Genomic DNA, 20,028 nt, shown 5'->3' on the forward strand with positions numbered 1-20,028 from the left:
GTTGCCCTGGCCCATATTGTCAGTATACTGTCGGCACGAGCCATATTTACCCGTTTGCCACCTGATTCTATGGATGTGACCTGCACAAAATTTGCCATCTCTCCGCTATCATCTTCTACAATGAATTCATCATCTACTGATATGATCTCTTCCGAATCAAGGGTAATTTTACGACTTGCTGATTTATCGAGTGAGCTAACCACCACTCTGAGGCTTACGGGCCTGGTCTTTTCTTTCTGGTGGGTGTGAATTGAATCGCATTGTGTGCATTTGACCAACATGCCAGGTTTTTCTTTCAATATGCTATGGGGTACCGGCTCATCTGGCGAGCATTCCGGGCACTCCACCTGTATAATCTCATGTTCCATTGTTCTTTTAAACCTCCCATTATTATTGAGTTACAATATAGTAAATACTTCGATGTTTCGGGATTGACCTCTTACTGGATGAAAGATGAGTTCAGGGAGATAATCCGAAAATCAGCTTGAAATGGTATTCGTGAATAACTAAAAAATCGAAAAAAAAAACAATTGTACAGGTTAGATGTTACATCTAATACAACTGTACATGTTCAAACGTACTTACATTATTTAATTGTTCATTACACTCTTTAAAAAAAGTGTAAAACCATAAACCTCTAGATTAGAATCTCTTTGGTCTGTGATTTTGGTAACAATCTCTGCAATAGACCGGTCTGTCAGGATCAGGTACGAATGGCACTTCTGTTTCCTGCCCACAGTCTGCACATGTTGCTTTGTGCATCTCTCGTGGACCAAAACCGCCACTACCGCCTCTACTGCCGCCTCTACTGCCGCCTCTGTTACTGAAACCTCTATCGTTCATATGTTATTTACTTCCATTATAATTCTAATCAACTAATTTGAAAAGAGCCGCACTTGAGAAATTGAGATTCTTAATGAGGTCAATAAAATTAATCGACATACCTCTTAACAACGTACTGGTTTATAGATGTTTTGTCTGATTCCACAACTCACCGCCGTATAGTCAATGTTAGCTCCTCCCAGGTATCATCTACGCCTTCCAGCGACTGCACAGCACCTGCAACAACCCCTGCAATCATCTTTTCCACAAATCGGTTCATCGGAATATCTTTCCCGTCAACTATCAATTCAAGTTCCATCTCCTTCCTTCCTCTCAGTCTTTACTATTACTCTAAACTATCACTCTAAACTATCACTCTAAACTATCACTCTATTCATTGTACCTTTAATCGCGCGCAGTTTTCATTTCACCATCCAGCATGTCTTTGATGTCCCATCCCAGTATATCTCGAATAATAATATAGCTCATCTCAGGCGAGATAGCTCCTACCTCAGTACATATTACATCAATATACTCTGAAGGTGTGACATCAAAAGCCGGATTCCTTACATTGACATGCAACAGAGCTGACAATTTCTCGCTGTCCAAAACCTCTGATACATCCCTCTCCTCTATCTCCACCATCTCACCCAGCAGGGTGCGTGGACTGAACTTATACGTCTCAGCTGCTACTATCACGTTCGTCCTGCTCTCGTTGGCAGCCATTGCCAGCTGGGAAGTGCCTATCTTATTTATCACACTGCCATTCGCAGTGACCGCGTCAGCACCTACCACCACAATATCCACATCCTTCATAAAATACCGTACAGCTGAATCCACGATCAATGACGTACTGATACCCAGTTCGTTAAGCTGGGTAATGGTAAGCAGGCCCTGCCGTCGTGGTCTGCTTTCGGTAGCTATCACGTTTATATTCTTACCGGCCTTGTGTGCCTGTGCTATCACCGATATGGCAGCCTGGCTGTTGCAATGGGTCATTATGGTATCACCATCGCTAATACGCCTGCTGCCAATTGCTCCTATTCTCTCAGTTGCCTCTTTTGATGATTCAATAAACAGGTCTGCCCGCCTGATGAGGTCGTTTCTTGCCTCATCCACAGTGTCACCGGTATATCCCATTATCATCCTGACAGCATTAGGTAGCGAGACAGCAGTGGGGCGGGTGGCTACCAGTATTTTGGCTGCATGTGACAGTCTTGTGTTGAACTTCTCAACCGACCTCTCTTCAAGTTGCCCTGCATATTCTTTAAGCGCACCTGCCGCTGCCCTGGCTATGGTTCCAGCACCCCTAATTTCCATTGTCTGAATCTTTCTTGCGATATCAAGTACGTTGTCCATTATTTCACCTTGTTCATTGTAGGTAATCCACAGGGCAAAAGACTTACTAATCTGGCAGATATAGTATCTCTCATGTTTCCCAAGTCCTCTTCGGTGCAACATGAAACAACAGGTTCCCGTATCCATGCGAGGATAGAAGAGGTCAAGAATTACCTCAGGAAATTCGACGGTGTACTTGTAGCGTTCAGCGGTGGCGTGGACAGCAGTGTCCTGACAGCACTGGCATACCAGGCACTGGGCATCAGGTCAATAGCTGTTACCGCGCAAAGCCAGACCCTGCCCGGCCGTGAACTTGAAAGTGCAAAGAGAACGGCAAAGGATATCGGTATCAGACATATTGTTATTCCGTATAATGAACTTGACGAGCCTGGATTTGCACAAAACCCTGTTGACAGATGTTATCACTGCAAGACCGGCCTGTTCAGGGCATTGGGAGCACTGGCTGATGAATTGGGTTTTGCTGCTGTAGCAGACGGTACGAACGCCTCCGAACTTACCGGGCACAGACCGGGTCACATGGCAGCCATAGAACAGCATATATTAACCCCATTTGCCGATATGGGCATAACCAAGGATGAGATACGTCAGATGGGACGCTCGCTGGGACTGGATGCATGGGATAAACCCTCACAGGCATGCCTGTCCAGCCGGTTCCCTTATGGCAACATTATTACTGAGGAAGGGTTAAAACAGGTTGAACAGGCAGAAGAGATTCTTATTGACCTGGGGATTGAACAGTACAGGGTACGTCATCATGGTGACATTGCACGCATTGAAGTTCCGGAACTTTATTTTAGTAGAATTATGGACAATAAAGATACTATTATAATCCGCTTTAAAGAACTGGGTTATACTTACATTACTCTTGACCTGGAGGGGTTTAGAAGCGGAAGTTTCGATGTTTCTATTTAGTCAGAACCACTATAGATCGTGATTTCCAATGTAGATTTTATTGCATCATTATTTTCATATCACTCAAAAAGCCTGTCTACCAGCCATTGCGGGTCAAATTTCACCATATCATCGTATTCCTGCCCTACACCCAAAAATAGTATTGGCTTGCCAGTGGCATAAGCCACTGAAATGGCTGCACCCCCTTTTGAATCCGCATCCGCCTTGGTAAGTATGTTCCCGTCAACCGGCACAGCATTATTGAAAAGAGCAGCACGTTCAACTGCATCATTACCTGCAATTGCCTCGTCAACAAATATAACCAGGTCCGGAGGAGCTACCCTGCATATTTTCTTCAGCTGGTCCATCAGATTAATATTGGTATGCATCCGCCCTGCAGTATCGGCCAGCACCACATCTATATGTCGGGCTCTGGCATATTCCACGGCATCATAGACAACTGCAGCCGGGTCGCTCCCTTCCTGATGTTTAATAAGTTTTACACCAAGTTTGTCTGCATGATGCTGTATCTGGTCAATAGCACCTGCCCTGAAGGTATCCGCTGCTGCTATCACAACAGAATGTCCATTCTTTAACAGACGCTTCGTAACCTTGGCAATCGAAGTGGTCTTCCCGGTACCGTTCACGCCTACGAAAGCCACAGTAACCGGTTTGTCAGCAGACCTGACAAAATCATCAAAATCCAGTTCTTCCACACTTAATACCCTGATAAGTGCATTCTTCAGCGCCTGCTCAATGATCTTACCTTTATTCTCTCCGATCTTGAAACTGGTGCCTGTAAGTTCCTCTTTGACAAAAGCAACGACTTCTTCTGCTACCGGCATGGCAACATCGCTCTCAAGCAGTGCCATCTCAAGGTCCCAGAGTGGTTGTTCCAGTGACTTTTCATTAATGATGAATTCACGCCGCATCAACAGGGCTTTTGCTTTATCCCCTATAGAGGTGGATTTGTCTTTTTTTTCCCGTATAATATCGGGTGAAAGGGCAGGTTCTTCAATAGTCCCAACTTCAGAAGCTTCATCCGCTTTTTTGTCTAATACATTGCCAAATGTATCCTTAAGTCCGCTCAGCTTTTGTTTAAGATTATTAAACATGGTGAATTGTCGAAATCTTTAGATTATTGAACATCTATGAACCCTGCTTACTCGAAGTGGTCGCTGCCTGTTGCTGGCGAACAACAGAATTCAGGACCGTTTCAATCTCTTTCATGCGGTTTGTAAGTTCACTGAGACTGGTTTGAATACTTCCCTGGTATTTGGTAAGTTCTTCTTTACGACTATCCAGCATGGTTTTTGCCTGTGCAATGTTCTTTTCCACACTTATCCCTGCTCCGACCTGTATGACCACGTTCTCGGGCATAACCAGATTGGCTTTCACATTGACACCAGCACCAATGGGTAAAAAGATCTCATGTCCATCATTTACACTTTCAAATTCGGTCAGGGTGTTAATGGCTTTTGTGACATCATTGATACTATCACCGACAAAGTTCAATTGCTGGACCGCAGATTCTGCCTGGTACTGCATCTGTTGATGCTGAGCTGCCATATTCTGAATATCCTGTTCAGAGAGCGGTTTACGGGAAGCCAAAATGTTCACTCCCTGGTAATTGAATCAAGGCGAATACAATTGCGTTTCAGGCCATGTTCACTGCCTATGAGCGAATATACTTTTTCACGTGCGTTTTTTTCATTCAGAACTGACACATTTTTTGTGAAATTTTCCCACATATCGCCTGCTTTGAACGTACCAGATATAATATAATTTTCCATCTTTAATTTCTCCTTGGTTGAACTGATAAATCTTAATGCACAGATGTCTGCTGTATCCTAATACTTTTGCAGGATAAATACTTTATTCAAATCTATCAAATACCATTTTATAGCACTCCGCACAATAACAGCAGCAAGAAATGTTTAAAGGACGGTATTTGTGGAACGAAAAACAGTAATCCCAATCGTTATCCTGGTAACACTTGCCATATTAGTTGGCACTCAGTTCATCCGTTTTAACGATATATATTCCAATTCTCATGGTGGCTGGTCAATGGCTGAAGTGTCATCGGCGGTTATTGTGGTTAATGGAGGTAATATAATGGAGGCCGAGTTCGGTGACCTGGTTGTATGGGCAAATGAACCGGATGTACTTATTAGTATTCTGGGAAGTGGAACTGAACGCAGATTCAATGTTACTGTTGAAAACGTACGACCAAATAACATCCACGTTAATGGCTCGCTAACAGGCTCCATGGAATATGGAATGACCTCTATTTCGTTCACTGCTGTAGTTGCACCCAGGCTTGTTAAAGATATCAAACTTGATCAAACAGGGAACCTGGAAAATTTTTCGTTCGCATTGCTGGGTGATAGCAGAGATAATCCGGACGTGTTTCGGCAGGTTCTCAAGGAATCGGGGGATTGGGATCCGTTATTCATAATAATTCTTGGTGACATGGTCAATGATGGAACCAGGAAAGAATATGATGAACTTGCAGGATTAATTGAAAGGGCTCCAGCGCCCATATTTACAGTTCCCGGCAATCATGATGTAAAAGGTAATGGAGCCGGATACTATAGCCAGATGTTTGGCGTGTACTACCATTCCTTTGATGTGGATAACACCCATTTTATCATGCTGGATAATGCTAAAGGATATGTAGATAAGGAACAGATGGAATGGCTCAGGCAGGACCTTGAGCAGAGTAATACCACATCAAATCTGGTTTTTATGCACATGCCACCTTTTGACCCAAGACCGGGCAGTGAACATGCAATGACAGATAGCGCCAATGCACAGGACCTGATATCCATTTTTGAGCAATTCCAGGTGGATACGGTATTTGCTGCTCATATACATTCATACTTTAATGTTACACGAAACGGTGTACGTTATATTTTGTCAGGAGGTGGGGGTGCCCCACTTGTGAAAGATGCTCCAGGTCATCATTATGTCCTGGTGAATACCTCTCATGGAACTGTTACAACAGAAATGTTTGTTGTTTAGATTAAAGCATTTTATTTACCAGATACATTTTTATATATAGTATCATGTTATTTTTACCTATAAATGATATATATTTCAAATATATCCCCGGAATGTATAGTCCCTGAATCAAATTTGTCATGCGATTACAGGTTTAGCTGCGGTGCCCATGTATGTCCAGAAAAGATGAACCGGATAAAAAAACCCGATTGCTGGATTGAAAAGTATGAACGCTATCAACCTGGTGTATGGCATGACAGGAACTGGCATGAATTAAATTCCATTACCTGGTATGATGTTCTCAGTTTAAAGGAGAGCTGGATGTATCTCCTGATAATAATTGTTATAGCTTTATTCCTGTTCTTCTGTGCATTGCTTATCAGGGTATACACAGGAATTAATCTACACCCAGTTCCTGTTTAAGTTCTCCAAGTGTTGCGATACGTTCTGCAAAGGCGTTATGGCTATGAATGCTTTCTTCATTGATCTGCTTGATGGTTATGATGGATTCGTCCGGTATGTTTTTAAAATCATGCACAATCTTTTTGGCCATTGTGCGCACACAATCTTCAACAAACTTCGGGTTCTTATGAGCAGTCTCAACCAGCATTGCCTCATCATTGCGCTTGAGTAATTCATAAATGCTGGAACTCATAGATGTTTCAATAATGTTGATTATCTTATCAATGGAAATTTTGTGATTATGGGAAACCTGGATGGTGACAATACCTCTTCCTCGCTGGTTATGGGTTGCCATAGGCACAGCGTCAAGGAATTGATAGATGGTCTTGCTGTCAACCTTCAGTCGTTTCAGTTCAGCAATGGCTTTATCCCGCATAATTTCCTGGGCACAGGGACAGGCAGTAAGACCTAAAACCTCCGCGCCTACCATTTTTTTTACTGATACCTGGCCATTTTCTTGCCGGTTTGCGATCGCTTCTGCAAATATGTCAACCACCTGTTGACATTTCACCTTATTTACTGGTGTTACCCGCTTGACTATGTATTCACTCTTCATTGCAACTTCGGCTCTGGTGGCGTATTCATGCCGGTCAAGTAGTCGTTTAGCAACTTCTCCGCAAAGTTCTTCAATTTCACATACCGGAAAATTGATAGACTCTTCCAACACTTCATCTATGGCTTCAAAATTGCGTGAGAGATTTGCACCTTTACGGTCTGATGGCAGGTCAACAAAGATATCAAACTTTGATATGAGAATAATAGGGCGTTTATCCGTTCTTGATACTTCTACCATTTTTTTTACATTGGTGACACCAACACGCGAAAGTGTTATCGGTATGTCTGGTTTATTTGCCTGAACATCAGCTAATTTTACAACTGGTATATCCATTTAGTAATCTCCATATTCAAAATATGTGTATTTAGGGCATATGACTATACTTTTCTCAACGATAATATTTACTTAATGAACCAAAGGTTAAATGTCTTTTGTTTATATGATTATTGAAAAATTCAGAATGAATTTTAAATTAAAATGATGTCTTGAGAATGTATATATATGGGTACAATCAAAATATCTATTTTGAGTATTAATTTTGGCGGTGAAAATGATGTCACTTTTCAAAAAATCAAAAACAGATACAAAAACAGAAGAAAACAAGGATATTGATTTCCTGAAACAGAGTATTAATTGTGATATCGAAGAAAAACCTTCAAGAGCAGGAGATAAACTACCTAAATTGTCTGATATTCTTGGAAACAAACCTGATGTAAAATCAAAGTTGAGTGATATTAATTTTGAGGCTATAACTATAGAGGATCGCAATAAAGGAAATGTTACAGGAGATAACAAATCAGATCAGACCAACCAAAAACCTGATGTAGGGGCAGTTAGGGCAGCTCTTGAATCTGCAATAAAAGAACAAGCTGCTGCGGCAGCTGCAGCAAAATTGGTTGCACAGGCAACTCCAGCAAAACCACCAGCTGCAGCTTCAACCCCGGTAGCCAAACCGGTTACCCAGGCATCACCCGTCAATTCACCAGCAGCAGCTTCAACCCCGGTAGCCAAACCGGTTGCCCAGGCAACACCGGTCAATCCACCAGCAGCGGCAACAACCCTGGTAGCCAAACCGGTTACCCAGGCAACACCGGTCAATCCACCAGCAGCGGCAACAACCCCGGTAGCCAAACCGGTCGTCCAGGCAACACCGGTCAATCCACCAGCAGCAGCTTCAACCCCGGTAGCCAAACCGGTCGTCCAGGCATCACCCGTCAATTCACCAGCAGCAGCTTCAACCCCGGTAGCCAAACCGGTCGCCCAGGCAACATCCGGAATACCTCAGGAATCATTGAAAGAAATCCATGTGCAACTGGACAACCAGAAAAAGTTGATCGATGAACAGAATAAGGTAATTAAGAACCTTGAATCAACAATAAAAAAGGTCGAGTCAGAAGATGTTGACAAGTTAGTTAAACAAAACCAGGATTTGCTAAAACAACTTACTGAAAGAATGGATGCTGTAGAGGAGAGAAAACTCACAGAAACGGAAGACGTTCTTTCAGACGAAGAACAAGCATTGATCAAGGCAGGAAAGTATCTGGAAAACCATTTACAAAAGGTCAACGATGTTTATGATAAACTTGATAATAAGATAACTGATATGCGCAAGTTCATGACAGAAGTTGACGAAAAAGAGCGCAAATTCATGGAAACAGAGGACAAACTCAATATTATCCAACGCAAGGCTGAAAGTATCATCGAATCAGAACTGCTGAGCAAATCCAATGAAGCTGTCAAGAACCTTCAAGATAATAAGACAAAGATTGTAGAAGAATCTGAGAAATTGTTAGCAGAGGTTGAAAAGAAGCTGGAAAATTTCAAATACGAAATCGAATCTTTCAAAGAAAAATCAAAAACCTCGATAAACGAGACCTCAGAGCTATTGAAAGTAACCGAATACGAGGTTAAGAAAGCTATCGACCAAAAGAGAGAATATGACCGGGAAAACATGAAACGAGTTGATGAAGTTATCAGCATTATGAACGAAACGGTCCGAAAGATACTGGGCAAAGAAGAAAATAACAACTGATTGCTCAATACGAAACGGATGTTTGGGGCAATACCCGAACATCCCAATGTAACCTGATAATTTTATTTACTTGAGCCTGTGGCAAACATGTTAGATTCACCTGAAAATCCAAATAAAACTCAATTAACCCTTTAATCTCTAAAAAATTTATTTTGCTGGTTTAGATTGACAACCTTCTAAAAGCACTCGGAGATCTAATCAAGTCAAATCTCCCAACTTTATAGGCAGTTAACGCAGTACGTAGAGAAGTTTTCAATGGCGGTGTAAAATTCCCCTTTATCTATCCATTTTAATCCTATCCTACCTCATATTTTTTTAATATTCTCCCAATTTAATGATAGCTATCGCTAATCATTGTATGACACCTTTCTTGCTCAGTGTACGCAATTGATATAAATTATAATCGAATGCGGTAAACAGCATTTTGACATTCGTCCTTGCCACATTTGTTACTTTTACATTTCCAGATCCGAACATAGTTTTCATGACTGCATAAACTCGTTCACATTATGCCTTTGTGTGATTGATTCGTTTATTTCTGAGTACAACTCTAATGCCTATGGGATGTCCCCTCCCCCCTCTTTGCATAGTTGCATCATACCCTCTTGGATTTACCCCACAGTAACCTTTGTCCCTATAAGATACTTCACCTTCCATTGATAGATCAACCTGACTATCATGAACAGATGCTGTTGTTGTTTTGATTCTTCTTATCAATTCAAAATCCACATCAATTATGGTGTGTAACTTGTATCCAAAATACGGTTTACTTATTTTCTTAGACCACGTCCCATCTTTACTCCTTCGTGTTTTAGCTTCATCATCACGTGGTGTATCTGCCTTGGCATGTCCTGGATCAGATTGGATGAAAGTTGCTTCTTGTATCATCCCTTTCTTAATTTTTAGGCCTTTTGCATCAAACTGTCTTTGCAATTCATCCCATATAGCGGAGTCTTTTCCAGTCTTGGCTATCCTTTCTTTAAAATCCCACACTGTGGAACGTTCAGGTATTTTTTTTGGGAAACAAAGGAATTTCCGAAAGGAAATTCTATCGGTGGCCTGTTTTTCTAATTCGGGATCGGACAATCCATGCCATTGCTGAAGTACAATCATTTTCAGCATAACGATTGCATCATTGTTTGGTCTTCCACCCAATTCTGTTTTATTGTTGTACATTTCGTCTATCATTGGACGAAATGGTTTCCAGTCTATGAGTGATTCTATCTCTGCGAGTCTATCTCCAAGATTTTCGAGGCGTTTATATTCTTCTCGAGGGCAATATCGGTTAGTGAGGACATAGAACTGAATATATTTTTAGTTTATTTAAACTATCATAAATAGTTCGATGGTGTTTAGGGCAGTTAATCGAAATTCTCTTAACAGTAACTAAAATTTTTTATAAAATTATCGACTTTTATTACCAATAATCTCAGCTTCTATTAATTCTTCAGCTTTCCTGCTGCCCTTTTCGGATTACATAACAGGGTACCTTTCTCGGTATGCTCCGCCTGCCCTTGTGGTGAAGGGGCTGGCAGAGGCTTTATCATGTGGATATGTAACAGGACTTAATCCATTTGAAATATGAAAACAAGGGATACATATAAATCATATAAGAACACAAGCAAAAAAGGGGAAGGAATTCATTGATGAAGGTTGAAAATATTATCAAATTAATTTTTTCAATTAGTATTTGCCAGTTTGCTGGAGTTTTAGGATCGAAGTTTACTTCACCTTCAATCCCAGGGTGGTATGCCTCTCTTCAAAAACCATATTTTAGCCCCCCAAACTGGATATTTGCTCCGGTTTGGATTTTATTATTTACTTTAATGGGCATATCTTTATATTTAGTATTAAGAGAAAATTTTAATGATAACACCGTAAAAATTGGGATGGTAATTTTCACTTTTCAACTTTTATTAAATATTAGCTGGTCATTTCTGTTTTTCAACCTTCAAAACATTTTATTTGCCTTTTTTGAAATTATATTTCTCTGGATTGCTATATCTCTCACAATTTACCAGTTTTGGAAAATCAATAAGAAATCATCATATCTACTTGTACCATATTTATTATGGGTAACCTTCGCAGCAATTCTTAATTTTTCTATTTGGAGAATCAATATTTAATTTAGATCGAAATAATCAATTCAGAACGTTACCTCTCCTGCCGCCCCTTTCGGTTCACTTATACAAGGTGCCTCCCTCGGTATGGTCCACCCGCATTTATGGTGTAAGGCCTGGCAGGCGCATTTTGATTCATTCAACAATCCAATACTTAATTCGACCATCATCACCTGTTAAACACGATGAACCTGGCCGGTCTGTCCGGGGATGCCAGGTTATCAATACCTATAAGGTATGGCATTCGAATCATATCATGGGAGTTTATGCTTGATATTCAGGGAATTACCCTCATCAGGGATGGCAAAGAGATCCTTCACGAGGTCAGCCTGTCGGTAGAGGATGGAAATATCCATTGCATCGTGGGACCGAACGGGTCAGGAAAAAGTTCCCTTGCGTACACGATCATGGGCTGCAGTGGTTATCTACCGTCAAGCGGTACCATTGAATTCAACGGACAGGATGTGACCCATCTGAGCCTGAGCCAGAGGGCGAAAGCAGGTATTACGCTGGCATGGCAGGAACCGGCACGATTTGAAGGTCTGAGCGTGAAAGATTATCTGGCGATATGCTGCAAAGGCGAGGTAGATTATAAAGGGTTTGCACGGGTCCTGGCGCTGGTGAACCTGAGCCCGAAGCGGTACCTGGAACGGGAGGTTGGAGAAACGCTGAGTGGAGGCGAGCGCAAGCGTGTGGAACTGGCTTCGATCGTGATGACGCACCCGAAACTTGCCATTCTCGATGAACCGGACAGCGGGATAGATGTGGTATCCATACAGGACATTGTCACCTTGATACAGGTACTGAAGGAGGAGGGCGCTGCGGTACTGGTGATCACCCACCGGCCTGAAATCGTCAATAGAGGGGATTCGGCCTCGTTGATATGTGACGGCAGGATCGTATTGTCTGGGACCCCGCCCCGGGTGTCAGAACATTACCTGGAGCGGTGCAGGCCCTGTGAAGTTGAAACGGTACACCGGACATGACAGACGAATACAGGACCCTGGTTGAAGCGTATGCACGGTATGGCGGTGAAGTGGATGCACTGAGCATGCCGGATGTGGCGCATCTCCTGGTCCACGGGAACCGGGTGCTTTCATCGCGTCCCGTGACCGGCCTGGATATCCATGTTGAGGAGACCGGTACCGGTGTTAAAATAAAGCTCGTCATCCTGAAGGGGTACCGGATCGAGCACCCGGTACACCTGTGTTTCGGGGTGTTGCCGAAGGAGGGGATACAACAGATTGATTCGGTCATCATTGCCGAAGAAGGGTCCTCTGTGGAACTCCTGGCACACTGCACATTCCCGAATGCGACCAGGGTGAGGCATGTCATGAACGCTGAGATGGAAATACAGCGCGATGCTACCATTACCTATAACGAGACACACTATCACGGACCGCACGGAGGTGTGGAGGTTGTCCCGAAGGCCCGGGTGAGCATTGAAAGGGGCGGCAGGCTGACCACCGGTTTTACCCTGACCGAGGGCAGGGTGGGCCATCTTGAGATGGATTATGATGTGCATGTGGGTGAGGGCGCCACTGCCGATATGGCGGTAAAGGTGTACGGACGGGGTGACGATGATATATTGATACGGGAACGCACGGTGCTTGCTGGAGAGAAGGCGCGCAGTATCATTAAGAGCCGGGTGGCGGTGCGTGATAGGGCAAGGAGCACGGTTGAGAGTATCACCGAGGGGGCAGCTCCCTACTCCCGCGGTCATGTGGATTGTGTGGAGATCGTCCAGGATGATGCGGTGGCTGTGGCAATTCCTCGGGTCTCGGTGGTGGACAGGAGGGCCAAGGTCACCCACGAGGCAGCGATCGGCAGTGTGGATAAGAAGCAGGTGGAGACCCTGATGTCACGGGGACTTGACGAATCCGAAGCGGTGGATGTTATTATCAGGGGATTGTTGAAGTGATGTTCCCAAACGAACTGTTAACTTTTAACTCGAGCCCCCCATCCTTCTTCACCTCTCCTTCCGCTCCGCTTGCTTCACTTTGCCTGGCACCCCTTCCTCTCTGCTCCGCCCGCCCTTGTGGTGAGGGGGACTGGCGGGCGCTTTTCGATTCTTCCTGCGGGCTTTGGGTGCGAAGTGGGGGTGGATGCCTGGGTGGAGGGTTGCAAGGTGGGGGGCTCGAATTGCATTAAAAAGCAGGCATTTGGTGGACTATTTAACTTTCCCTGCCACCGCTGCCCATTAGGGTGGCAAGGTGGCAGCCAACCTTATAGTTCAGTGATCTTTAAACCACCCTTATATCCTGGACTTCTTTCAATTAATATCCAAGATCTTCAGGTGTAAAAACTTCAATCTCTTTTATCCGCTCAAAATGATTGACATTTCGAGTAACAATCTTATTAATACCCTGCGAAATTGAAGTTGCTGAGATCAGGCAATCGTTCAATTCAATCGTCTCACCTTTTTTTACAAGACCTGAATATATCTTTCCACCTTCTATTGCCACGTCCGTGTTAATATCTATAACCTCAACAAGGCTGATAAGGTCAAGAGTTTTATCAAGAGCATCCTTGCGTTTTGATAGATGTGCTCCAACACTTAACTCCGCAACAGTAATTGCTGAAGTAAATCCAATATTGTCTGCAATTTGAAGATTCAAGAAAAAGTCTGGAAGAATTTACTACTTCCCTGCGAAGACAATCAACAAATATGGAAGTATCAACAAATAGTCTCATTTTATCCAATCTAATCTCGTTGATTTTCTCAACTGGTCAACAAAAGTCTTACTATCAACATCATAATCCCAGGCACCACACGAAGTTTCCACTACTTTAATTGCATTCATGTCCCCTTTACCTTTGAGCAAATTCAAGATTGCATGCAGCTCTTTGTCAAGCAAAAGGAGTTTCCTTTCAATTTCTACGTTGGATGCCATCAATTACAAATCCGTTCTAATCTCCCATAAGTTTATCTCAAAATATTAATTGCCACTACTAAAAATGTAAAATACTATTCTCCATAAAGTTACTTTCCCCGCTCCTTTTTTGGTTCACTTATACAGGGTGCCGACTATGAAAATGATTTCTGCGTCCCCCTTTCGGTTCACTATCCAGGGTGCCCCTCCCGCTCTGCTCAGCCCGCCCTTGTGGTGTGGGGATTGGCAGGCGCTTTTTGATTCTTCCTGCAGGCTTTGGATGTGAAGCGGGGATGGATGCTCAGGCGGCTGATTTTGCGGTTGGATGAGGGAGGCTGCTGAGTACATATGATTTGATATCTGGGGCTACTACAAACGATATTAAATATTTCATGAAAAATACTTTGAATATTTTCATTCAAAAACGACAGGCTGTTAATGAATTAAATCCCTTAACCGAATCAATAGGAACGTTAGGTTGAGTTCCTGGTACTAAATATGGGCAAAATAATTTCAGGATACTACACCTGTCTGCATTACATTATTGCACTATAACGATATATGCTATCTGAATGAAAAAAAAACACCTTGAGATAGCACTCGAGAGAGTAACAGGTTTTGAAACACCGTCCGCATTCCTGGAACAATATGCCACTCCAGCAACAATTGCGGCTGAACTATTATATCTTGCTTTTATGAAAGGTGACCTTGAGGATGTGGTCTATGACCTGGGGTGTGGTACCGGCATGCTTGCCATTGGGGCCGCATTGCTGGGCGCTCCCAGGGTTATTGGGTTTGACATGGATAAAGAGGCCCTGAAGATAGCATACCAAAATGCACGACGATTGAATGTTGACGTTGAATTTGTATGCTCACGTGTTGAAGATGTATGCGGCCAGGCTCATACGGTAATTATGAATCCGCCTTTCGGTGCACAGGAAAAAGGCAATGACCGGCCATTCCTGCTCAAAGCCCTGGAAGTTGCTGATGTTGTATATTCCATTCATAATTCAGGAAGTTACGAATTTATCAAAAGGTTCATTAATCCCGCCGTCATAACAGAGCGGTATCATGCAGGTTTTCCGATAAGACGAACTTTTAAGTTCCACAAAAAGGATATTGAAGTTGTCGATGTAGAGATATACCGGATAGAAAAAAACAGACATTAAATTGATTACCGTTCTGGTTCACTGGAGTGACCAGATATGTCCGGTAATTGAAATTTAAGATCATAAAGAGGGATTATTATTAGACTCAAAAGGAAGAAAACCGTTTCCAGAAGAATGCTGACGAAAGATGATTCTGCAGAAGAACAACAGGCTTCACTGGATGAGGAGAAAAATAATGACGAAGAGGTCATTAAAACTACAGATATAAAACCGTCAGAGAAAATAAAACCGTCAGAGAAAATGAAACCGTCAGATACAATAAAACCACAGACCCCGGTATCACATGAAATAATAGAAACCGGTGAATTAGTCCTGCCTGGGGATATGATTGGCACCAGCGAGGAATTCATATCAGGTAAGAATACCTTCAAACATGGAGGAAACATCTATTCCACAGCTACTGGTATGGTAAAAATCAATCCTAAGTCACGCAACATTTCGGTTGTTCCAAAGACCAGTGTGCCGCCAGAACTTGAGATGGGAGACGTGGTCATCGGGCGCGTGAACGATTTAAGAAGTTCTGTTGCGCTGGTAGAAATTGCCAAGATCGAAGGTAAAGGCGAGCGCGAGATCGTTAATCTTCAACAGGCTGCAGTCCATATATCCAATGTCAAGGATGGATATGTAAAAAATATTACTGATGAGCTGAGTCCTTTTGATATCATCAAGGCTAAGGTCATTGACATGAGAAGTATGAGGCTTTCCACTGCTGGTAAGGACCTGGGCGTTATCAAGGCATATTGCTCTAAATGCAACGTTGACCTGGTCAAACCTTCAGAGGAAGGAAATAAAGGTTCCCTGTTGAAATGCCCTGTATGTGGGAAAATGGAATCCCGAAAAGTATCCACTGAATATGGTATTTACAATCCTTAGAGGTTATTGACATGGAATTAAAGGTTATTGAAAAGAGTGATACAGAAATTCTTATTGAGATCGGGGGTGAAAGCCACACATTGCTCAATACTCTGAAGTCGTCCCTCCTGGATGATCCCAGGGTGGAAGTGGCTACGTATGATATTAAACACCCTACTATCAGCGAGCCTGTGCTTTTCGTGAAAACAAATGGTGTTGATCCTATTGTTGCTATTACGGAAGCATCTGAACGGCTTATTCAGGTATATGAAGAATTCAAGACCGTTTTCAATGAAAAAGCCAGTATTTAGGGCATGCACATCAAACCAGAGATAAGAATTCTCGGTATCGATGATTCATCACTTCACAGTGAGCCGGTGATGGTAGTGGGTGCTATGTTCCGGGGTGGAACATGGCTTGATGGAGTTTTACGCACCAATATTACAAAAGATGGCATGGATGCCACTGAAGCCATCATCAGGATGGTAACCGGCAGCAAGCATTTCGGACAGGTCAGGGTATTGATGTTCGATGGTGTGACGTATGCTGGTTTTAATGTGGTTGACATCGAAGCGGTCTTTGAGGAAACAGGTATCGGGTGTATCGTTGTCATGAGGAACTACCCTGATTTTAAACGAATACGCGCTGCTTTGGAACATCTGCCCGACCCGGATATACGGTGGGAAATGATCCAACGGGCCGGTGAGATTCAAAAAGTGATAAGCAGCGAGGGTGAAAACCCCATCTTTATCCAGCATTGCGGCATCGACCTGGAAGAGGCCAGGGATATTGTACAGCTTTCCTCCACCCACGGCAATATTCCCGAACCATTGAGGGTAGCGCACCTGATTGCAACGGGTATCGTGTGTGGGGAGTCAACCGGTAAAGCATGATAATACCTTACCATTCACACCTTACATTTTTCACCTTACCATTCACACAACTACATTCCAAATCTTTATCCTGTCCGCACCCAAAACTATCTTTATGCTCACATTCATTGGCATCGGACTCTATGATGAAAAAGACATATCCATAAAAGGCCTGGAAGCAGTTCGCAAGGCTGACCATGTGTACGCCGAATTCTACACTTCCTTCCTGATGGGGGCAAGTCCTGAAAAGCTGGAAGCGTTCTATGAACGGAAAATCACTATCCTTGACAGGGAGGATGTAGAGCAACAACCTGACTGGCTGCAGCGCGCTGTTATCGAGGATGTGGTATTTTTAACAGGTGGAGATGCCATGGTCAGTACTACCCACGTAGACCTGCGCATGCGTGCCAGAGATATGGGTATTGAAACGCACATCATACATGGCTCATCGATCGTGAGTGCAGTCCCTGGCCTGACCGGATTGCAGAACTACCGCTTTGGCAAATCCGCAACCATACCCCACCCCTATACCCATAAGGGCAGGAACATTCTCTCGCACACTCCGTACGATACCATCACGTCCAACCTGGAAGCCGACCTGCACACCCTGATATTCCTGGACATAGACCCTGAAAAAGGATACATGACCATCAACCGCGGCTGTGAACTCCTTCTGGAAATAGACTCGCACGAGGGGAAACGTAACTTTGCCGGACGCCTTGGAGTGGGTGTAGCCAGGGCAGGCTCGCCTGAACCCGTTGTAAAGGCCTTGCCTTTAGGTGAACTGGCTAACTTCGATTTCGGGGGTCCGCTTCACATTCTGGTTGTGCCGGCAAACCTTCATTTCATGGAAGCTGAGGCACTGGTAAAACTTGCAGGGGCGCCAGGTGGAATACTGGATACTGCCAGGTAAGTGCAGGCTTATGGTGAGATTTCAGTACTGAACAGGTCTGGTTCGCCCTTTTCTCCAGAACCATCTCCTTCGCGGGTTTCGACATCGTATTCGTGTCCCATAACACCCTCTTTCATGATAATAACATAGTCTGCAGAATTCTTAAGCCCGATGGACATCCCTGGTTCAGCGCCGAACAGGATGGTCTCCTTGCCATGTTCGTTGGCCTTGTTCAGCAATGGTTTGAAATCAGCATCTCTGGTAACCAGTGCAATGGTATCGATAACAGGATTAAATACCATTTCCATTCCTTCAACGGAAAGCCTGACATCCACATCACTGCTGCAGATGATAGGTTCCAGTCCCTGTGTCTCAATGGCTTCGACCAATTTATCTGATGCATACTGGTTCAGGAATACCCTGCCTATCTTTATTGTCCCATAATCCTTGAGCACATCCCGTATGCCTTCAAGATTTATCTGGAACTCCTTGCGCAGCATATTGGGGCCATCCACAAGCAGGGCAATTTTTCTTCTCCCCTTCTCCTGTTTTGAACCAAGATAATTACGAATTGCTCCAAAACCGCTTTTCATAGGTTTCATTTTCGTTCCTCTTATAACCTAATGTAACACAGGGCACTCAATAAACTATACCGGACACTATAATAAAAACACTGGTAAGTAAAGAACTTTACTATTCGGTTCTAATGCTTGATCAGGTCAAACACCCAGCGGCTTACCCCGGGTGCCACGTTCCCGCACTGACGATGGAACTCTACTTCCAGGTCGTTTTGTCCGTACTCTTCCACCAGACCCGGAATCTCGTGCGGCTTTTTGAAGGTATAGAAATGTATGATGCCGCCCTTTTTTACCATCCCCGCAACATCCCATAAAAAGGGGTCCATTCCATAGGGTGCAGGAATTATGGCCCTGTCATATCCTGGTTTGAGCAATCGCGGGATACTCTGTGCATCACCCAGGATTACGGATATGTATTCCTCTACGTGGTTCAACCTCACATTGTAGGCCAGCCACTGGCAAGCCATTGGATTGCTGTCCACTGCTGTGACCCTGGCCCCCCGGACTGCTGCCGGAATGACAAAAGGACCCACACCGCTAAAGGGTACCAGCACATGCTCATCGTTTCTCACTTTGGATGCAATCCGGAACCTCTCATATGCAAGGTGAGTATTGAAGAACACTGTCCTTACATCCATGCGGTAACGATGCCCGTATTCCCTGTGCAGAGTAATAGTCTCGCTGCCATAAAGTGTTTCGTAACCGCCAACCCGTGCATCTCCATCCAGCATGGCTACCTTATTCAACACGGTCCTGATATTCTTGCGTTGCTCAGTTATTGTTTTTGCAATGACATGTTTGTATTTCTGCAATTGATACGGGATGACGATGACAGCCACATCTCCTATTACCTCATACCTGTTGGGAACCAGATGTAATAGTGATTCAGGAACTGCTCCTTTCTCCCGGATTTTATCCCTGAGCATCATATCAGACATATCCGTATCCTGGCAATATATAACGTGCTCATTCGTTGTCTCATCCAAATGATTTAATTATTATAAAGCATTGGGAAGGACGATGAAAATATCTGATGAAATACGCAAAGAGCTGAAATTTGATGATAAAGGACTTATTACCGCAATAGCCCAGGACTACCAGACCGGCGAGATATTGATGCTGGCCTTCATGAACCTTGAAGCCCTGGAAAAAACTGTGGATACCGGCAAGGCACATTACTACAGTCGAAGCCGGGGTAAACAATGGCTAAAGGGTGAGAGTTCGGGACATTTCCAGGTAGTACATGAAATGTACATTGATTGCGATGCCGATGCTGTGTTAATGAAAGTGGAGCAATTAGGTGGCGGAGCTTGCCATACCGGATACCGGTCGTGTTTCTACCGTACACTTGACGGTGACGTGGTAAGCGATAAGGTATTCAATCCTGAGGATGTATATTGAATGCAATCCAGCACACTATTATGACACATGGTCGGTCATGTATTATAGTGGTGTAAATATTACTAATGAATTTATAATATCAATGACTACACTGTACCATTGTGGAGTATTTCTATGATACGCTATTGCCGGTTATGTGAAAGTAA

27 protein-coding genes and 1 pseudogene are annotated in these 20,028 nt (G+C 43.6%); 12 read left to right on the forward strand and 16 right to left on the reverse strand.

All coding sequences use genetic code 11. The features are described from left to right. From K0A89_10240 to K0A89_10255, 4 genes are all read right to left on the reverse strand, one after another. Positions 1-368 (reverse strand): hypothetical protein (locus K0A89_10240; protein MBW6518864.1); only part of this gene is annotated, 368 nt, incomplete at its 3' end. Positions 369-642: 274 nt separating this feature from the next. Then, the gene (locus K0A89_10245) at positions 643-843 is read right to left on the reverse strand and encodes a hypothetical protein (GenBank protein MBW6518865.1); all 201 of its coding nucleotides are present in this window, start codon (positions 841-843) and stop codon (positions 643-645) included. Between the two features lie 148 nt (positions 844-991). Beyond that, positions 992-1,141 (reverse strand): hypothetical protein, encoded by a 150-nt coding sequence (locus K0A89_10250; protein ID MBW6518866.1) that lies wholly within the window; start codon positions 1,139-1,141, stop codon positions 992-994. A gap of 86 nt (positions 1,142-1,227) precedes the next feature. Continuing rightward, positions 1,228-2,181 carry a ribose 1,5-bisphosphate isomerase gene (locus K0A89_10255; protein ID MBW6518867.1) on the reverse strand — a complete coding sequence of 318 codons (954 nt, stop codon included), beginning with the start codon at positions 2,179-2,181 and terminating at the stop codon, positions 1,228-1,230. Between the two features lie 72 nt (positions 2,182-2,253). Here K0A89_10255 and larE point away from each other — a divergent pair, with 72 nt between their 5' ends. Further along, entirely contained in the window at positions 2,254-3,093 is an 840-nt protein-coding gene (gene larE / locus K0A89_10260; protein ID MBW6518868.1) for an ATP-dependent sacrificial sulfur transferase LarE, read from the forward strand. A gap of 59 nt (positions 3,094-3,152) precedes the next feature. On the opposite strand, the gene ftsY is transcribed toward larE, so the two are convergent. From ftsY to K0A89_10275, 3 genes are read right to left on the reverse strand one after another with little or no spacing between them, the layout of a single operon-like run. Next, complete coding sequence (ftsY, locus tag K0A89_10265) at positions 3,153-4,187, reverse strand: signal recognition particle-docking protein FtsY (GenBank protein MBW6518869.1); 1,035 nt, start codon at positions 4,185-4,187, stop codon at positions 3,153-3,155. 34 nt (positions 4,188-4,221) lie between these two features. Then, positions 4,222-4,683: a prefoldin subunit alpha gene (gene pfdA, locus K0A89_10270; GenBank protein MBW6518870.1), complete on the reverse strand. Its 462-nt coding sequence runs from the start codon at positions 4,681-4,683 to the stop codon at positions 4,222-4,224. A gap of 5 nt (positions 4,684-4,688) precedes the next feature. Then, positions 4,689-4,910, reverse strand: coding sequence for a 50S ribosomal protein L18a (locus tag K0A89_10275; protein ID MBW6518871.1), 222 nt, complete (start codon positions 4,908-4,910; stop codon positions 4,689-4,691). A 115-nt stretch (positions 4,911-5,025) separates the two neighbouring features. On the opposite strand from K0A89_10275, the gene K0A89_10280 reads away from it, so the two are divergent. Further along, on the forward strand, positions 5,026-6,096 hold the full coding sequence (locus K0A89_10280) for a metallophosphoesterase (GenBank protein ID MBW6518872.1): 1,071 nt from the start codon (positions 5,026-5,028) through the stop codon (positions 6,094-6,096). 215 nt (positions 6,097-6,311) lie between these two features. Here K0A89_10280 and K0A89_10285 read toward each other — a convergent pair whose 3' ends face one another. After that, a complete protein-coding gene (locus K0A89_10285; GenBank protein ID MBW6518873.1) occupies positions 6,312-6,467 on the reverse strand; it encodes a hypothetical protein in 156 nt (51 codons plus the stop codon). 5 nt (positions 6,468-6,472) lie between these two features. Beyond that, entirely contained in the window at positions 6,473-7,426 is a 954-nt protein-coding gene (gene mptA / locus K0A89_10290) for a GTP cyclohydrolase MptA (GenBank protein MBW6518874.1), read from the reverse strand. A gap of 220 nt (positions 7,427-7,646) precedes the next feature. Here mptA and K0A89_10295 point away from each other — a divergent pair, with 220 nt between their 5' ends. Then, the gene (locus K0A89_10295; GenBank protein ID MBW6518875.1) at positions 7,647-9,125 is read left to right on the forward strand and encodes a hypothetical protein; all 1,479 of its coding nucleotides are present in this window, start codon (positions 7,647-7,649) and stop codon (positions 9,123-9,125) included. Positions 9,126-9,476: 351 nt separating this feature from the next. Here the strand turns inward: K0A89_10295 and K0A89_10300 are convergent. Continuing rightward, positions 9,477-10,433 (reverse strand): annotated as a pseudogene (locus tag K0A89_10300) (IS5 family transposase). A gap of 335 nt (positions 10,434-10,768) precedes the next feature. Here K0A89_10300 and K0A89_10305 point away from each other — a divergent pair. The 3 genes from K0A89_10305 to K0A89_10315 all read left to right on the forward strand — a co-directional run bounded on the left by K0A89_10305 (position 10,769) and on the right by K0A89_10315 (position 13,166). Then, complete coding sequence (locus K0A89_10305; GenBank protein MBW6518876.1) at positions 10,769-11,251, forward strand: tryptophan-rich sensory protein; 483 nt, start codon at positions 10,769-10,771, stop codon at positions 11,249-11,251. Positions 11,252-11,511: 260 nt separating this feature from the next. Beyond that, positions 11,512-12,231 (forward strand): ABC transporter ATP-binding protein, encoded by a 720-nt coding sequence (locus K0A89_10310; protein MBW6518877.1) that lies wholly within the window; start codon positions 11,512-11,514, stop codon positions 12,229-12,231. Beyond that, entirely contained in the window at positions 12,228-13,166 is a 939-nt protein-coding gene (locus K0A89_10315; protein MBW6518878.1) for a SufD family Fe-S cluster assembly protein, read from the forward strand. The genes K0A89_10310 and K0A89_10315 overlap by 4 nt, the downstream gene beginning before the upstream one ends. A 74-nt stretch (positions 13,167-13,240) precedes the next feature. Here K0A89_10315 and K0A89_10320 read toward each other — a convergent pair whose 3' ends face one another. From K0A89_10320 to K0A89_10335, 4 genes are all read right to left on the reverse strand, one after another. Continuing rightward, a complete protein-coding gene (locus K0A89_10320; GenBank protein ID MBW6518879.1) occupies positions 13,241-13,393 on the reverse strand; it encodes a hypothetical protein in 153 nt (50 codons plus the stop codon). A gap of 128 nt (positions 13,394-13,521) precedes the next feature. After that, entirely contained in the window at positions 13,522-13,863 is a 342-nt protein-coding gene (locus tag K0A89_10325; GenBank protein MBW6518880.1) for a type II toxin-antitoxin system VapC family toxin, read from the reverse strand. Between the two features lie 72 nt (positions 13,864-13,935). Then, a complete protein-coding gene (locus K0A89_10330) occupies positions 13,936-14,139 on the reverse strand; it encodes a hypothetical protein (GenBank protein MBW6518881.1) in 204 nt (67 codons plus the stop codon). Positions 14,140-14,253: 114 nt separating this feature from the next. Then, positions 14,254-14,466, reverse strand: a complete 213-nt coding sequence (locus tag K0A89_10335) for a hypothetical protein (GenBank protein MBW6518882.1) — start codon at positions 14,464-14,466, stop codon at positions 14,254-14,256. Positions 14,467-14,690: 224 nt separating this feature from the next. Here K0A89_10335 and K0A89_10340 point away from each other — a divergent pair, with 224 nt between their 5' ends. From K0A89_10340 to dph5, 5 genes are all read left to right on the forward strand, one after another. Continuing rightward, on the forward strand, positions 14,691-15,287 hold the full coding sequence (locus K0A89_10340) for an METTL5 family protein (protein MBW6518883.1): 597 nt from the start codon (positions 14,691-14,693) through the stop codon (positions 15,285-15,287). A gap of 240 nt (positions 15,288-15,527) precedes the next feature. Continuing rightward, the gene (locus K0A89_10345) at positions 15,528-16,160 is read left to right on the forward strand and encodes an exosome complex RNA-binding protein Csl4 (GenBank protein ID MBW6518884.1); all 633 of its coding nucleotides are present in this window, start codon (positions 15,528-15,530) and stop codon (positions 16,158-16,160) included. A gap of 11 nt (positions 16,161-16,171) precedes the next feature. Beyond that, positions 16,172-16,450, forward strand: coding sequence for a DNA-directed RNA polymerase subunit L (locus K0A89_10350; GenBank protein ID MBW6518885.1), 279 nt, complete (start codon positions 16,172-16,174; stop codon positions 16,448-16,450). 3 nt (positions 16,451-16,453) lie between these two features. After that, positions 16,454-17,032, forward strand: a complete 579-nt coding sequence (locus K0A89_10355) for a DUF99 family protein (GenBank protein MBW6518886.1) — start codon at positions 16,454-16,456, stop codon at positions 17,030-17,032. Positions 17,033-17,126: 94 nt separating this feature from the next. Beyond that, positions 17,127-17,924 carry a diphthine synthase gene (gene dph5 / locus K0A89_10360; GenBank protein MBW6518887.1) on the forward strand — a complete coding sequence of 266 codons (798 nt, stop codon included), beginning with the start codon at positions 17,127-17,129 and terminating at the stop codon, positions 17,922-17,924. 8 nt (positions 17,925-17,932) lie between these two features. Here the strand turns inward: dph5 and K0A89_10365 are convergent, their stop codons facing one another. Both K0A89_10365 and K0A89_10370 read right to left on the reverse strand, forming a co-directional pair. Continuing rightward, positions 17,933-18,505 (reverse strand): TIGR00288 family NYN domain-containing protein, encoded by a 573-nt coding sequence (locus K0A89_10365; protein ID MBW6518888.1) that lies wholly within the window; start codon positions 18,503-18,505, stop codon positions 17,933-17,935. 101 nt (positions 18,506-18,606) lie between these two features. After that, positions 18,607-19,419: an RsmD family RNA methyltransferase gene (locus tag K0A89_10370; protein ID MBW6518889.1), complete on the reverse strand. Its 813-nt coding sequence runs from the start codon at positions 19,417-19,419 to the stop codon at positions 18,607-18,609. An 82-nt stretch (positions 19,420-19,501) separates the two neighbouring features. On the opposite strand from K0A89_10370, the gene hisI reads away from it, so the two are divergent. Then, positions 19,502-19,882 (forward strand): phosphoribosyl-AMP cyclohydrolase, encoded by a 381-nt coding sequence (gene hisI, locus K0A89_10375; protein MBW6518890.1) that lies wholly within the window; start codon positions 19,502-19,504, stop codon positions 19,880-19,882. Positions 19,883-20,028: the final 146 nt, after the last annotated feature.

The organism is ANME-2 cluster archaeon, assembly GCA_019429385.1.
GTDB lineage: Archaea > Halobacteriota > Methanosarcinia > Methanosarcinales > Methanocomedenaceae > Methanocomedens_B.